This is a genomic window from Candidatus Accumulibacter phosphatis, from assembly GCF_000024165.1.
Classification (GTDB): domain Bacteria; phylum Pseudomonadota; class Gammaproteobacteria; order Burkholderiales; family Rhodocyclaceae; genus Accumulibacter; species Accumulibacter phosphatis.
Genome location: NC_013194.1, coordinates 4495131 through 4508962, shown reverse-complemented (window position 1 = coordinate 4508962; position 13832 = coordinate 4495131). Strand labels below are relative to the sequence as shown.

Genomic DNA, 13832 nt, shown 5'->3' with positions numbered 1-13832 from the left:
GCTGATGGGCCAGGCGCTTGGCGTGATGGGTGCAGGCTTTTCGCTTGCGCGCAACACACGCTGAATGGAGCGTGCAGCGCAACGGCATGCTCTGGCGCAATCCTCAACGGATATTACTTGTCAATCTCAAGACGGCACCAGGCGGCGTTGGCGACGATCGCCGGGTTCCCCCGCGACGCATTGGAAGTCAACTCAGCTATCCGAAGCAATTTACGCGCGTGATGGCGGCCTGAACCCGCACCGTGGTCGGCAGGCGTTACCGTCAGTTGGCGATGGTAGCGGGTTCGGCGAACGCGAGCACGACTCGCCGGGTCATCGCCGACTTCTTCTCGATCCGGGTAACGACGACGGCGCCGATCTCGGCGGTGTTGGAGACATGCGTGCCGCCGCACGGTTGCAGGTCCACGCCTTCGATTTCGATGACTCGGACCCGGCCCAGCCCACGTGGCGGCTGCACGCTCATACTGCGTACCAGGCCGGGGTTGGCATCCAGTTCGGACTCGGCAATCCAGCGCTGGCGGACCGGGCGTGCCTCGCCGACAAGGCGCGCCAAGCCGGCGGTGAGGGCTTCCTTGTCGAGCGGCTCCGCCATGTGAAAGTCCAGCCGCGCATAGTCGCAGGTTATCGAGCAGCCGTTGACCGGATGGGGGATCAACGCGCACAGCAGGTGCGTCGTGGTGTGGAAACGCATGTGGCGCTGCCGGCGGTGCGCGTCGAGGCGGGCGTGAACGATCTGGCCGATGCTGATCTGCGCGAGCCGGGCCTCCTGGCCGGCCGCCGGCACATGCAGGATTTCGCCGGCCTGCGCACCCTTGCGCGTGTCGGCGATTTGCAGATCACTGCCGTCGGGCAGGATCAGGGCGCCGCGGTCGCCAGCTTGGCCACCCCCCAGCGGGTAGAAGATCGTGCGTTCGAGTTGTACGCCGCGTTCGTCGATGCAAGTGATGCGCGCTTCGCAAGTGGTGAGCGTGGCGTCTTCGCGGAAAAGTTCGTCGGTCATGGGCGTTTCCATCTGTGCGTTGGCATGGGCTGTGCGACTGGTCGGTGCAACAGGGCTGCCCATCTGATCGATGCAGTGGCACGTCTGGCGAGCTGCGTCGGGCTATCCGGTGCGATCAGCGACACAAGACGCTACGCATCGTACTTCCCCAGCGTGCTGCTGATCGCCCCGGAGGGATCCGCGTAAGATTGACTTCGTTCGACAGCCATTCGAATACGCTGGATCGTGTCGCTGACCGACGCTCGTCGTGGCACCTCCAGCCCCAGGTCCCGTGCGATCGTGTTGATCGTTGCCGGATTCAATGGAATCCCGCCCGAGTCTATGGCCGCGATGACTTCTTTGGCTCGCTGTACCTCTGGAGGCAACTTGGCTCGGGTCACAAACAAGCCCTTCAGCCACTTCAACAGTCTTGGCCTTCGGTGAGGTATCACGATGCGTGGCCTGCTGAGATTGACAATTCTGTCGCTGACATCCGTTTTGGCACAATTGCTCGCGTATCCGCTGATGCCTGCCTGGTGTCCGGGCGGCAACAACGCAAACTGGAGGAACTAGTAGTTCGTTTCAACAATAGACATGAAGATTCGGCGATACTGACATGATTTCAAGACGTTTGTGTGTGAGGTGTGGTCATGTCGGGAAAGACGAGTCGGGTGGCACTGGCCTTGACGGCGGCGGAAGAGGAGATGCTCGGGGATCTGGCCCGGTCGAGAACGGCGCCGGTACGTGAAGCCGAGAGGGCGAAGATTCTCCTGGCGTACGTGGAGAACCGGTCGATTACTGAAGTCATGCGTCGAGTGGGAGTCGGACGTTCGACGGTGTACAAGTGTATCGACAAAGCCCTGGCCGATGGTGTGGCGGCTGGCCTGAAGGATGCCTATCATCGCCCGCATGAGCCTGAGATTGGCGAGGAGGCCAAGGCTTGGGTCGTCAGTTTGGCGTGTACCAAACCGAAAGATCATGGACGGGCAGCGGAAGTGTGGTCGATTTCGGCGTTGGCGGAATTTGTCTCGAGCCATGCCGAGGAGGTCGGCCATCCGCGTTTGGCGCAAGCGGGCAAGAGTACCGTCTGGCGGATTCTCAACGAGCGGCAGATCAAGCCGCACAAGATCCGCTATTACCTGGAGCGGCGTGACCCGGATTTCGACCGGAAGATGCAAGAGGTTCTGATGGTTTATCAGGATGTGGCTTTGTACCGGGAGGGGGCTGTTCATGATGCGCGTCCCAATCCGATCTACTCCGTGAGCGTCGACGAGAAGCCAGGTGTTCAGGCGCTGGGTCTGACGGCGCCGGACTTGCCCCCGGTGCCTGACAAAGCGGCCACCCTCGGGCGTGATTACGAGTACGTTCGCCATGGCACCGTCTCGATTCTGGCTGGCATCGATCTGCACTCCGGTCATATCTTCGAGCGAGTCGAGGATCGGCACCGTAGCGCCGAGTTCATTGAGTTGCTCAAGGATATCGACGCCCACTATCCTCCAGAGGCGCTTGTTCGTCTCGTCCTCGACAATCATTCGGCACACATCTCGAAGGAAACCCGGGCGTTCCTTGCGACGCGTCCTGGGCGCTTCGAGTATGTCCACACCCCCAAACACGGCTCGTGGCTCAACCTCATCGAGTGCGCCTTCTCGAAGATGGCTCGCACCTTCTTGCGACATATCCGCGTCAGTTCTCTAGACGAACTCAAGACACGCATCCGCCAAGGGGTCGACGAGATGAACGCGGCCCCAGTCGTCTTTCGTTGGAAGAAGTTCGATCTCGCCATAGCCTAATCTGTATAGGTTTTAACGGAACGCACTACTAGCATGGACATGAGCATCACTTCAGATGCGTTCGATCACAGCGCATCGGTCCCCAAGCTGTACACCTGCGAGGGTAAGGATGTTCCGCCGCCACGGGTCTGGAGTGGTGCAGCTGCTCGCGCAAGGAGTCTAGCACTGATCGTGGCCGATCCTGATGCGCCGAATCCTGCCGCACCATGCATGACTTGGGTTCATTGGGTGCTGCACAAGCTGCCGGTCAACAGCACAGGGCGGCCCGTGTCCGCCCATCGGTAGACACCGCTATTTCGACAAGCTGTACGCACTTGACGCCGTGCTGCCCGACCTGAAAAGACCGACCAAGAAGGCCTTGGAGGAGGCGATGGAGGGGCATCTCGCCGGGGAAACGCCATGGTGAATCGTTGCGAACCCGACGACTGAGCACGGTTCACGTTCGTGATGGAATTCGGCGCCTGAATGATCAAGCAGAGTGGTGCTGGAGAGATCTTGGCGCTCGCCACGATCGACCCGCTTGTGCACACCAGAACCGATCCGCTGCCCCGCCCTGCCGCGTGGCGTGGCAAGGAATGTCCGCTGTCGACTGCCAAGCCGAACGGCGACGGCATTGGCAGGTATCAGCCGGTGCTGAAGATCCGCTGATCGTAGGCGCGCAAAGCTGGCGGAGGATGCTTGACGGCTGGAGTCAACGAAAATGGGTCCGATAAGCGGCCCTTGAGGTTTGACGCGTCGGTGCCGGTCAGCATGGCGATCGCTCAGGCGAGCCGTCGGCTACGCCGCGGTGAGCGGGTCCGCATGCGACGCGCCGCACGGGGCTCGCTTGTCGGTAGCGTGATAGAGGTACGCGAGATGCGTAAGCTTGGCGACACCGGTCGCCAGCTTGCCCCGATCAGCATTGCTCTGTCGAGACAAAGAGGGTACGGTGCGCACGTCTCCGTGGCCCTGAGTCTGGACGCGGATCGTTTTCTGTTGTTTACGGCTTCCCCGCATGGCAGTCGGGCTGTGTTGGGCTTGCGGCCTGGCGCCGGCTGCTCCTTCCCTCCCCTGAATGAGGAAACCACCATGGCCATTACGCTGAAGCAGTACTGGAAAAACCGTGACGTCGAGTACGCCAACGAACTGACACCGACCATCATGGCCAACGCCAAGGAAACGGTGCGGCGCGCCAACCTTTTTCTCAAGCGCTATCATGATGCGACCGGCGCGACGGCGCCGGACGGCGTCAACAGTGGTTGGCGACCGCCTTCGGTCAATGCGGCGACCAAGAACGCGGCCAAGAACTCGCCTCACCTGACGGCGCAGGCGGTAGATCTGTCAGACGACGTCGAGGCGATCGACCGCTGGATCGCCAGTCCGGAGGGCCTGCAAGCCTTGGTCGATTGCGATCTGTATGCCGAGGCGCCCAAGGCCACTCCGCGGTGGGCGCACCTGCAGACGCGAGCCATAGCGTCAGGCAAGCGGGTCTTCAACCCCTGATCAACCGCCGATCGTCCTGGGGCGCGCAGCGCTGGAGCAGGAAATCCACCTGCTGCGCGCAACGAAGCTGGGTCAGTGCGCGCCTGCCGCGGCGCGCTGTCGCAACACTGCCGGGCCGGCGAAATGCGTTGGCCGCTGGCGTCCGCCCTGTCACGGGTCTTCGAGCCCCCAGGAAAACGTTGAACGCAAGGCGCCAAGGCTGACCTGCCCCTCGCGGCTGGGGACGCAGCCATCAAGCGCTTTCCGCAAGGCCGTTTCGCGTGTGCGGAGCCGGCGCGGAGCCGTACGGACAAGGAACCCGGGATGGTGGAGCGTCCATCGTTGAGTTCGTGAGGATGGGCAAGTATGGCCACCCTTGTTGCGACTTTCGATGATCTGGACGACTGTTTTCATTGACGATCTGACGATCGCTGAAGAATTTTCGGAGGCTTGCCAAGTATGACGAAACAAGCGTTTGCCGGAGTCCCGGTCTGGAGCGTGGCCGTCCCGGTAGCGGCATGCGGCATGCTTGTTGCGATCTGGGGGCTGGTGCCCGGCGCTCTCCTTCTCGCGTGTGCCGCGACGGCCTTGATCGCCTCGGTGCTCGTTGCGGTACACCACGCAGAAGTGATTGCACATCGTGTCGGGGAGCCTTTTGGCACCCTGGTTCTGGCACTTGCCGTCACGGTCATCGAGTTGTCGTTGATCGTCTCGATGATGCTGTCGGGTGGTGTGGAGTCGAGTGCCCTGGCGCGGGATACGGTATTTGCGACCGTCATGATCATCTGCAACGGGGTGGTTGGCCTGTGCCTTCTGGTCGGCAGCCTGCAGCATCGCGTCATCGACTTCCGTGTCGAGGGCACGACACCCGCTCTGGCGGTGTTGGCGACGCTGACGACGTTGACGCTGGTACTTCCCAACTTTACCTCGACGACGGCTGGGCCGACGCTGTCGGGCTCGCAACTCGTGTTTGCCGGCGTGGTGTCACTGGTCCTTTACGGCGTGTTCGTCTTCGTGCAGACCGTTCGTCATCGCGATTATTTCCTGCCGGAAGGCGATGGATCGACTGGTGAGCATGCGCAGCGGCCCAGCCTGTTCGCCACAGTGGCGAGTCTCGTCCTGCTGCTTGTTTCCCTGGTTGCCGTCGTTGGCCTTGCCAAGATTCTTGCACCAGTCATCGAAACGGCCGTCGACGGCGCAGGAATGCCCAACGCGGTCGTCGGCATCGCCATCGCCATGATGGTGTTGCTCCCCGAAACCATGGCTGCGGTACGCGCCGCGCGTCGCAACCTCATGCAGATCAGTTTCAATCTGGCGCTGGGATCCGCTCTCGCCACCATTGGTCTGACCATTCCCGCGGTGGCCGTGACGGCCATCGCGCTCGATCTTCCCCTGGATCTTGGTCTCCCGGCCAAGGAGATGACTCTTCTTGCGCTCACGCTCTTGCTCACGTCGATGACCCTCGCGGGAGGGCGTGCCACGGTCTTGCAGGGATCCGTTCATCTGGTGCTCTTTGCCGTGTTTCTCTTCCTGTCGATGGTGCCATGAATGCACGCGGGCGTCGGCGCAGGCTTCCCATACCCTTCCCGATGTCGGCCCTGGACTGACCACGTCATCCCGTCGCTGGCGTTCGCAGCAAGCCACCCCTGGGCGTCGATGTGTTGCCGGCAGGCGTTTCGGCGATGCGCGCCAGGGAAGATGCGGATCTGGCGCTGGAAAAACCTGCTGTTGCTGTGCATACTTGCGGCGCCCGCATGACCCCCTTTGCAGCGGACCCTTTCCTCCTCACCACTCGATAGGACGCACCATGATCAAACGAACTCTGCTTCTCGGCGGGCTTGTCGCAAGCCTTGTCATCGCCATGCCGGTCATGGCATCTGAATCGGTACTGGCCAGGATCAAGCAGTCGGGGACGCTGAAGCTCGGCTACCGCGAGAACTCGATGCCTTTTTCCTTTGTCGGCGACGACAAGCAACCGCGCGGCTACAGCGTGGACCTGTGCCGGATCGTCGCCGAGGATCTTGGCAAGCAACTGGATCTGCCTAAGCTCGACGTGCGCTGGGTACCGGTGACTGCGCAGAGTCGCTTCGAAGCGCTGAAGAGCGGCGCGATCGACCTGGAATGTGGCAATACGACACAGACGCTGGCGCGTCGGGCCGACTTCGATTTCAGTCTGATGACCTTCATCGATGGCGCTGGCCTGTTGTTTCTGGACGGTGAGGTGCCTTCCTCTCTGGAAGCGACCAAGGGTCAACGGGTCGCGGTGGTCGCGGGAACGACGACCGAGAAGACGCTCGAGGACTTGATCGCAGCAGGCAAGCTCGGCGTTTACCTGATCAAGGTGCCGGACCACGATGCCGCCTTGCGGGCCTTGAAGGACAAGACCGCCACCGCCTATGCCGCCGATCGCACGGTACTGATCACCACTGCGCTGGTGCGCGGGCAGGGGCAGGCCTTCGCACTGGCCACACTGCAGTTCAGCTACGAACCCTACGGATTGGCAATGCGTCGGGATGCCGACTTCCGTCTCGCCGTGGACCGGACCCTGGCCAGGCTCTACCGTTCCGGTGAGATCAGCCCGATTCTCGGCCGCTGGTTTGGGCAACTCGGCAAGCCGAACGATGCCCTGCAGGCCATGTTCCTCCTCAACGGCCTCCCCGAGTAGCTTACAGCGACTGGTGGCGGTCGCCCGATGCTTCGCCGTTGCCACGTACACGAAGGAGCGCGTTGGGCGACGCCAGGGCCGGGAGCGCTGTGCTTGGAAGCGGGCCGTGACTGGCCGGGGAGCCCCGCGGCAAGTTGCGAACAGGCGTGTTAAGCTGGCATTGATGCGGATCGACGTGGAGGAATGTCATGAGTGTACAAGTTCAGCGCCCAACCGGAGCCTTCATCGGCGCATCGTGGGCTGCCCTGCTGGTGGGTGCCGCCGCCTATCTGGTCGGCTTGTGGAATGCCAGCATGCAGCTGAATGAGCAGGGTTACTATTTCACGGTCTTGATGTACGGGCTGTTCGCCGCCGTATCGCTGCAGAAATCGGTCCGCGACCGGCTTGAGGGCATACCGGTTACCGGGATCTATTTTGGCCTTTGCTGGATCTCGCTGGCGTTGGCAATTCTCCTGCTGACGGTCGGACTCTGGAACGCGACGATTGGCTCGAGCGAAAAGGGATTCTATGCCATGTCGTTTCTCTTGAGCCTGTTCGGTGCCGTTGCCGTACAGAAGAACATACGGGACCTCGCTCCGTTCAGGTCGCTGGAGTCCGAGTCTGGCAGCGATCAATTCGGCGCCTGACCGACACGTCGCTAGCCAGGCGCACGAGGTTCGGCCACGCGCACCGTCAGCCGCCAGAATGGACGAAATGACCGGATGTGTGAGAGCCGGAATCGGAAAGTGCTCTGGTGCGGCGCTCCGGCCGTACCGGCTGGCGATCAGCGGCGGCGGCTGGGCCCGGCCGCGCCGGTGCGCTCGACCGCATGGGCAGCCACAGCGGCGCCTTTCTGCAGGAGTGCTACTCCCGACCGAACTCATGAGGGCTCCAGACGAGTCCGCACGTGCGACAGTCGGCCAACTCGTCGGGATCGCGCCGGCCTCGACCGGGCCGTGTCCCGCGCAATCGCGGGGTCGGTAATGGAACATCGTCTCGTCGAACTCGAGATTCGCCTCGGCCTGGCCGAGAATCTGGTGGACGAACTCAATCTCACGGTCTATCGGCAGCAACAGCAGCTCGATCTGCTGCAGGAGCAACTGCGGCACCTTCACCGCCAACTGGAGGAGGGCCTGGCCGCAGGCGGACGACGCCCCGCCAGCGAGGAGATTCCACCGCATTACTGACGGTCGAGACGGCGCTATGGCCCGCGGCTGTGGCTTTCTTGACCCTTCCTGTCAACCGCCGGCAGGAGCGAGCGTTATCTCCTGCAGGTATGACGAGCACGGATACTTCGACAGGAGAACAAAATGGGTAGCCTGAGCAACGAGTCTTTCGACCAGTTTCTGGATTCACTCAAGCAGGCGGGTGTTGAAATCAGCAATGAGTCTGAACTGCGTGAGCGGTTGGCCGAGGCGCAGCGCTGGCGGTTTGCCTTTGCTACTCTGGCCGCCAATGGCCGGCCGCTGGGGATTTCTTTCCATGATGCGACCAGGGGCGTCAACGAGGCAGACATTCACCGTGCCTTTGCGCGCTTCCAGTTTCCCGAGAGCTTGCAGAATTCGTTCGCTGTAAGCCTGCGCGCCGGCCACTGATTTTTCCCTTATCTGTCCGTCGCCACGACCGGCATCGCCGAGTCAGCCCATTCCTGTGTGGCTTCGGCTGTCGGGGAAGCCAAAGGCCCGCAATAGTGCGGGCCTTTTCGTCACCAGCTCTGCGTAAACCACGCAAGCCTGTTGAACGACGCCTCCTGTGTGCGTCATAATGGGAGCATGAACGATTCACCTCCCCAGGATCCGCGTCGCCGGCTCCGAGAACTTCTTGCCATCCCCGAGCGCGATCGAAGCGACGAGCAATGGGATGAGATCATCGAGCTCGAGATCACCATGGCTCCGGGCAACCGTGAGTCGGAGCGCCCGTCGGACAGGCCGCTCGAGCGGCAGCCGGACAAGCGCCCCGGTGTTCAGGGGCCCGGTCGACGTCCGGATCCGCGAAAAGTCGGACCGAGGCCCGTCGCCGGGCCGCGTCCCGACCCACGGCCGCCCGCTGCCCGGCCGGAAGTGGGAGCGGACGGGCAGTCCGACGCGCGCACGCCGAAGCGGCACGGCCGACGGCCAAGGCGTCCGCCGGAGACGCCGAGCGAAAGCTGAGCGCTTCGCCACCTCAGTTTTTCGCCGCCCTTCTTCTGATGCGCCAGGGCCTTTGGCGCTTCGATCTGTAGGGTGCGCGTGATGCGCGCCGAAATCCCTAGCGTTGTGCCATCTGTTGCTGAATCCGAGGCGTCGTCGCGTCTGGCCGCGACACCGGTTCGGGATCGCGCAGTATGAGGGTCGGCAGGGCAAAAGGCGCAAGCCGCTCGAAAAAGTCGAGCAATTCGAGTGCCGGCGAGTTGCGGAAGAACCTGGCCATCGGCGTCTCTAGCCAGATCTGGTCGGCGTGGGCCCAGATTTCGTAGGGCGTGTCGCCGAAGCCATCGTCGTTGCGGTCGAATCCTTCGTAATTGTCCCAATAGTTTCCTCGCCATTCGTTGCCGTCGATGTCGCCGCTCGCGCCGACCAGCGCTTGCCACAGGTTGTGCTCGAAGGAGTTGAACAGAACCAGGTGACCACCTCTCTCGCCGTAGAAGCTGATGCCGGTGACGTTGTGCGCGATGCGGTTGTCGATCACCGTGATGCGATTGAGTGCGTGCATCGGCGAGTCGGACAAGATGCCCACCGCACAGTGAATGATTTCGTTGCCATGGATCAGCGTCGTGCCGCTCTCCTTGAGGGCGATACCGGCACCGCTGGCATCGCCGGCATGCATGATCCGGTTGTTGCGTATGGTGAGGCCGTCGGAGTTGAGGGCGGTAATGCCGGTCGAATTGCCGGTCAACAGATTCTTCTCGATCAGCGTGCGGTGTGAGAACAGGAGATTCAGCGCTCGGCGGCTGTCGCTGACGCTGTTGGCGACGAAGCGGTTGCGCAAGGAATTGGTGATCGTGATGTCCCGGATGCGCGAGATGTCGTTGTTTTCCACGCGGTTACCCATGCTGTACCAGAGGCGGATGCCGTCGCCGCGATCGGCAGGCTCGTCTGGCCGGGAACGAATGCGATTGCCGATGATACGGTTGTCGTTTGCCCGCTGCAGGGTGATGCCGAACAGCACGTCATCGATGGTATTGCCTTCGATCACGTTGTCGCTACCGCTGTCGATCAGCAGACCCGAATCGATGGCGTCGTGCGAGCCTCCCGAGCGGGTAATGTGGAGTCCACGCAAGCTTGCGCCGCTCGTCCGTAGCGTCAGCACGGTTCCCTGGCCTCCACCGTCGATGGTGATCGCTCCCTTGCCATCGATGACCATCGGTCGACTGATCACGACGGGTCCAGAGTACGTGCCGGCTGGGGCATTCAGGGTGCCGCCCGTGGCGGTGGCGTCGATCCATGCTTGCAGGGGAGGCGGTGCGCTGACGGTGGCGCGCACCTCGCGCGACGACGAAACGAGTGGGTTCAGCAGCGCTGTGCCAAGCAGAAGGCCAGCCGACAGCACCAGCAGCGGTGGGGCATCGGCAATCAGTCGCCGGCGGACCGCAACCACAGGCACTTGCCCTTGCTGGCTTCCTGGATGGCGGTCAGCACCTGCTGGTGTTCAGCCAGTTCTTCCGGGCTGGCTCGCTTGACCTGCAGTGTCTGGCGCCGGCCTGGCGATGGTGTTCTGCCGGCGGTGTCCAGTCGACCGCCGTTGTCATCACCGAGGTCCATGATCAGGCTTTCCTGGCCGCGAGTCATCGCCAGGTAGACCTCGGCGAGAATCTCGGCGTCCAGCAAGGCGCCGTGCAAGGTGCGGTGCGAGTTGTCGACGCCATAGCGCTCGCACAGCGCGTTGAGGTTGTTCTTCTTGCCGGGGTGCAGATCCTTGGCCATCCGCAGGGTGTCGCAGACCCCGTGGCATACGGTGTCCACCGGGGCCATGTCGAGCAGTGCGAGTTCGGCGTTCAGGAAACCGACATCGAACGCGGCGTTGTGGATGACCAGTTCGGCTCCGCGCACGAAGTCGAGAAACTCGACGGCCACATCGGCAAAGCGTGGTTTGTCGAGCAGGAACTCCCGGCTGATGCCATGCACCGACAGGGCGCCGGCATCGATATCACGGTCCGGATTCAGGTAGCGGTGGAAGTGCCGGTTGGTGAGCCGCCGATTGCGCATCTCCACGCAGGCAATCTCGATGATGCGATGGCCGAACTTGTGTTCCAGCCCGGTGGTTTCCGTATCGAGAAAGATCTGGCGCATCGACGCTGTGCTCTGGGTGAACCTGATGATCGGTCTGGTGCCGCTTGCGGGCGACGTCAGCTGCCGTCGCCCGCAAGCGGGCGGCGGTTGGCGGTGCGCTGCAGTTCATCCATGCCGCGATTGGCGAGAGCGTCGGCGCGTTCATTGCCGCTGTGCCCGGCGTGCCCCTTGACCCAGCACCACTGAATGCGGTGTTCACCGGCGAGTTCATCGAGGCGTTGCCAGAGGTCGGCGTTCTTCACCGGCTTCTTGTCAGCGGTACGCCAACCGTTGCGCTTCCAGTTGTGAATCCATTCGCTGATGCCTTTCTGCAGGTACTGCGAATCGGTGTGAAGACGCACGCTGGCTGGCCTCTTGAGGGCCTCCAGGGCACGAATCGCGGCGGTCATTTCCATACGGTTGTTGGTGGTGTCCGGCTCGCCGCCCCATAGTTCCTTCTCGTGTTCGCCCGCCTGCAGGACGACCCCCCAGCCGCCTGGGCCCGGATTGCCACGACAGCCGCCGTCAGCGAATATGGTGATCACCACTTCATCGGTCATACGATTCGGCGTCCTTCTGGCTGACTACGGACAACACCTTGCGCGGCGCCTTCTGCTGCTTCCAACTCGGCAGGATCAAACGCATGGCATGGACGCGCTTGATCGCGCGCATCAGGTAGACGCCACCGGCGAAGCTCCACCAGCGTGCGCCGGTGGCTTCCATGAAGTGCCAACGCTTCAACCAGCGTTCATGTTCGCACGGTGGCACGTAGCAACCGAAGTCGACGAGATCGACAGCAAAGCCCAGCAACTGCAGCCAGTCCTTGAGACGCAGGACCGACAGGTAGTGACCATTCCAGGGAAAGTCGCGCGGGCAATTGGGGAGTCGGCGGCGCAGACCCCAGATCGAAAGCGGGTTGAAGCCGGTGATCAATACCTCGCCCTCGGGAATCAGCACGCGCTCGACTTCACGCAGAATCTGGTGCGGGTCGTCATGGAACTCGAGGACATGCGCCATGACCAGGGCGTCGATGCTGTGCGCGGCGAACGGCAGCTGACGCAGATCGCAGATGACGTCGACTGGACCCGACGCGTCGGCGACCTGGCGTAGCGGGATGCGGTTCTGGGCGAGCAGGTCGAGTTGCGGAAGGCCGAGCTGGATCGCGTTGTAGCCGAAAACGTCGGCAACCGTCGCGTCGATGCGCGCTTGCTCCCAAGCCATGACGTAGCGCCCTTGCGGGGTTTGCAGCCAGGCATCGAGGCCAGCAATTGACATTTTCCGCAGTTCTTCCAAAATTGACCAATGTTTGACGTCATCCGGATTCCGGCCTTCAAGGACAACTACATCTGGTTGCTGCGCAAAGGCGCATCGGCCGCCGTTGTTGACCCCGGCGATGCGCGCCCAGTTCTCGCCGTGATCGAGCGCGAGGGCCTGTCGCTGACCACAATTCTCGTCACTCATCACCATGCCGATCATCAGGGTGGGGTGGCGGATCTTCTGGCGCGCCATCCGGCCGAGGTCTTCGGACCGGCGGCCGAGTCCATCACCGGCATCAAACGCTCTCTGTGCGGCGGCGAAACCGTTAGCGTCGCGGGCTGCGCTGCCGACTTTCAGGTGATCGCCGTTCCCGGGCACACGCTGGGGCACATCGCGTATTATGGCTCAGGCTGCCTGTTCTGTGGCGATACCTTGTTCGCCGGCGGCTGTGGTCGGCTCTTTGAGGGAACTGCCGCGCAGATGCTCGAATCGCTGGCCCGGCTCAGCGCCTTGCCTGACGACACGGCGGTCTATTGCGCGCACGAATACACTCAGGCCAACCTGCGCTTCGCGCTGGCGGTGGAGCCTGGAAACCCCCGTCTGCAAAGGCGCGCGGAGGAGGTGGCTGTGGCCCGCGCGGCGGGTTTGGCGACCGTACCATCGACAATCGCGATCGAGAAGGCGAGCAACCCCTTCCTGCGTTGCCGTGAACCCGAAGTGGTGGCGGCTGCCCAGCGCAGAGTGCCTGGCGCGCGCGACGAACTGGCTGTCTTTGCCGCCCTGCGGGAGTGGAAGAACACCTTCTGAACCCGTCATCGGGCCAGCTTGCCGTGGGCCCGTGCGCCGAGGTCGTTGCGTGAGCCAGGCGTGACCAAGTCTATTGGAGCACGGCACGTCCACTTGATTGCCAGGCCCGACTGAGGGTGTCGACGACCTTGCCGGCATTGAAGGGCTTGATGATGAAGCCACCGGCACCGCCCTGAATCGATTCGCGGACGTTGTCGACGCTTGGGCTGCCAGTGACCATCACGACGACGGTTTCCGGGTGCATGGCCTTGATCGCCTGCAGCGCTTCGAGCCCGCCCATCTCCGGCATCATCACATCCATGCAGATGATGTCCGGCCGCAGGCGCTCGGCGAGTTCAAGCGCGACAACCCCGTTGCGGGCCTCGCCGACGACATCGTACTGGCTGCCGCGCAGGATGCTGCGCAGCAGCGTCCGCATCAAGTCGTTGTCGTCAACGAGCAACACTCTCGGTGCGTACGCAACCCTGCCTGTCGCATTTTCGATCACGAGTCTACCTCGGTACGCCGCCAGTTGCAGGGATCGGCATCGACTGGTTCATGGCCCGTCTTCCCGGCAGTCGGTGGCGCCATCTGACTGATGCTGCCCGGAGAGTCGACCGGCAAGCCAAGCCTTGCGCTCGCCGATAGCGTGGGCAGACTTCCCATCT

General features: G+C 62.7%; 16 protein-coding genes and 1 pseudogene. 10 read left to right on the top strand and 7 right to left on the bottom strand.

From position 1 onward, the window contains the following. Positions 1–262 precede the first annotated feature (262 nt). Positions 263–1000, bottom strand: a complete 738-nt coding sequence (locus tag CAP2UW1_RS19575; protein ID WP_015768358.1) for an alanyl-tRNA editing protein — start codon at positions 998–1000, stop codon at positions 263–265. Positions 1001–1131: 131 nt separating this feature from the next. Further along, positions 1132–1404, bottom strand: coding sequence for a hypothetical protein (locus CAP2UW1_RS19570; RefSeq protein WP_199931515.1), 273 nt, complete (start codon positions 1402–1404; stop codon positions 1132–1134). A gap of 225 nt (positions 1405–1629) precedes the next feature. On the opposite strand from CAP2UW1_RS19570, the gene CAP2UW1_RS19565 reads away from it, so the two are divergent. The 9 genes and pseudogenes from CAP2UW1_RS19565 (at position 1630) to CAP2UW1_RS19530 (ending at position 8469) form a co-directional block, all read left to right on the top strand. Beyond that, complete coding sequence (locus CAP2UW1_RS19565; protein ID WP_015768356.1) at positions 1630–2769, top strand: IS630 family transposase; 1140 nt, start codon at positions 1630–1632, stop codon at positions 2767–2769. A gap of 33 nt (positions 2770–2802) precedes the next feature. Continuing rightward, a pseudogene (locus CAP2UW1_RS24810) lies at positions 2803–3175 on the top strand (YbhB/YbcL family Raf kinase inhibitor-like protein). Between the two features lie 59 nt (positions 3176–3234). Further along, complete coding sequence (locus CAP2UW1_RS19560; protein ID WP_015768355.1) at positions 3235–3417, top strand: hypothetical protein; 183 nt, start codon at positions 3235–3237, stop codon at positions 3415–3417. 420 nt (positions 3418–3837) lie between these two features. Continuing rightward, entirely contained in the window at positions 3838–4251 is a 414-nt protein-coding gene (locus CAP2UW1_RS19555; RefSeq protein WP_041567934.1) for a M15 family metallopeptidase domain-containing protein, read from the top strand. Positions 4252–4689: 438 nt separating this feature from the next. Next, a complete protein-coding gene (locus CAP2UW1_RS19550) occupies positions 4690–5778 on the top strand; it encodes a calcium:proton antiporter (protein WP_015768353.1) in 1089 nt (362 codons plus the stop codon). Between the two features lie 259 nt (positions 5779–6037). Then, entirely contained in the window at positions 6038–6895 is an 858-nt protein-coding gene (locus CAP2UW1_RS19545; RefSeq protein ID WP_015768352.1) for an amino acid ABC transporter substrate-binding protein, read from the top strand. A gap of 188 nt (positions 6896–7083) precedes the next feature. Next, complete coding sequence (yiaA, locus tag CAP2UW1_RS19540; RefSeq protein ID WP_015768351.1) at positions 7084–7521, top strand: inner membrane protein YiaA; 438 nt, start codon at positions 7084–7086, stop codon at positions 7519–7521. 336 nt (positions 7522–7857) lie between these two features. Further along, entirely contained in the window at positions 7858–8061 is a 204-nt protein-coding gene (locus CAP2UW1_RS19535) for a SlyX family protein (RefSeq protein WP_015768350.1), read from the top strand. Positions 8062–8184: 123 nt separating this feature from the next. Next, positions 8185–8469 (top strand): hypothetical protein, encoded by a 285-nt coding sequence (locus CAP2UW1_RS19530; RefSeq protein WP_015768349.1) that lies wholly within the window; start codon positions 8185–8187, stop codon positions 8467–8469. 652 nt (positions 8470–9121) lie between these two features. On the opposite strand, the gene nosD is transcribed toward CAP2UW1_RS19530, so the two are convergent. Genes nosD through CAP2UW1_RS19505 form a run of 4 tightly spaced genes read right to left on the bottom strand, consistent with a single transcriptional unit; the run spans position 9122 to position 12396 of the window. Then, a complete protein-coding gene (nosD, locus tag CAP2UW1_RS19520; RefSeq protein WP_199931514.1) occupies positions 9122–10456 on the bottom strand; it encodes a nitrous oxide reductase family maturation protein NosD in 1335 nt (444 codons plus the stop codon). Next, a complete protein-coding gene (gene dnaQ, locus CAP2UW1_RS19515; protein ID WP_015768347.1) occupies positions 10426–11142 on the bottom strand; it encodes a DNA polymerase III subunit epsilon in 717 nt (238 codons plus the stop codon). Before dnaQ ends, nosD begins: the two co-directional genes overlap by 31 nt. A gap of 56 nt (positions 11143–11198) precedes the next feature. After that, positions 11199–11681: a ribonuclease HI gene (gene rnhA / locus CAP2UW1_RS19510; protein ID WP_015768346.1), complete on the bottom strand. Its 483-nt coding sequence runs from the start codon at positions 11679–11681 to the stop codon at positions 11199–11201. Beyond that, on the bottom strand, positions 11671–12396 hold the full coding sequence (locus tag CAP2UW1_RS19505) for a class I SAM-dependent methyltransferase (protein ID WP_015768345.1): 726 nt from the start codon (positions 12394–12396) through the stop codon (positions 11671–11673). The genes rnhA and CAP2UW1_RS19505 overlap by 11 nt, the downstream gene beginning before the upstream one ends. A 27-nt stretch (positions 12397–12423) precedes the next feature. On the opposite strand from CAP2UW1_RS19505, the gene gloB reads away from it, so the two are divergent. Then, positions 12424–13185, top strand: a complete 762-nt coding sequence (gene gloB / locus CAP2UW1_RS19500; RefSeq protein WP_015768344.1) for a hydroxyacylglutathione hydrolase — start codon at positions 12424–12426, stop codon at positions 13183–13185. A gap of 70 nt (positions 13186–13255) precedes the next feature. Here gloB and CAP2UW1_RS19495 read toward each other — a convergent pair whose 3' ends face one another. After that, a complete protein-coding gene (locus tag CAP2UW1_RS19495) occupies positions 13256–13630 on the bottom strand; it encodes a response regulator transcription factor (protein WP_291912173.1) in 375 nt (124 codons plus the stop codon). Positions 13631–13832 lie beyond the last annotated feature (202 nt).

Coding starts and splice junctions, on each gene's coding strand:
- CAP2UW1_RS19555 (WP_041567934.1), top strand. CDS start 3,838: ATGGCCATTACGCTGAAGCAGTACTGGAAAAACCGTGACGTCGAGTAC.
- yiaA (WP_015768351.1), top strand. CDS start 7,084: ATGAGTGTACAAGTTCAGCGCCCAACCGGAGCCTTCATCGGCGCATCG.
- CAP2UW1_RS19565 (WP_015768356.1), top strand. CDS start 1,630: ATGTCGGGAAAGACGAGTCGGGTGGCACTGGCCTTGACGGCGGCGGAA.
- CAP2UW1_RS19530 (WP_015768349.1), top strand. CDS start 8,185: ATGGGTAGCCTGAGCAACGAGTCTTTCGACCAGTTTCTGGATTCACTC.
- CAP2UW1_RS19535 (WP_015768350.1), top strand. CDS start 7,858: ATGGAACATCGTCTCGTCGAACTCGAGATTCGCCTCGGCCTGGCCGAG.
- rnhA (WP_015768346.1), bottom strand. CDS start 11,681: ATGACCGATGAAGTGGTGATCACCATATTCGCTGACGGCGGCTGTCGT.
- gloB (WP_015768344.1), top strand. CDS start 12,424: ATGTTTGACGTCATCCGGATTCCGGCCTTCAAGGACAACTACATCTGG.
- CAP2UW1_RS19575 (WP_015768358.1), bottom strand. CDS start 1,000: ATGACCGACGAACTTTTCCGCGAAGACGCCACGCTCACCACTTGCGAA.
- CAP2UW1_RS19545 (WP_015768352.1), top strand. CDS start 6,038: ATGATCAAACGAACTCTGCTTCTCGGCGGGCTTGTCGCAAGCCTTGTC.
- CAP2UW1_RS19550 (WP_015768353.1), top strand. CDS start 4,690: ATGACGAAACAAGCGTTTGCCGGAGTCCCGGTCTGGAGCGTGGCCGTC.
- dnaQ (WP_015768347.1), bottom strand. CDS start 11,142: ATGCGCCAGATCTTTCTCGATACGGAAACCACCGGGCTGGAACACAAG.
- CAP2UW1_RS19505 (WP_015768345.1), bottom strand. CDS start 12,396: ATGTCAATTGCTGGCCTCGATGCCTGGCTGCAAACCCCGCAAGGGCGC.
- CAP2UW1_RS19560 (WP_015768355.1), top strand. CDS start 3,235: ATGATCAAGCAGAGTGGTGCTGGAGAGATCTTGGCGCTCGCCACGATC.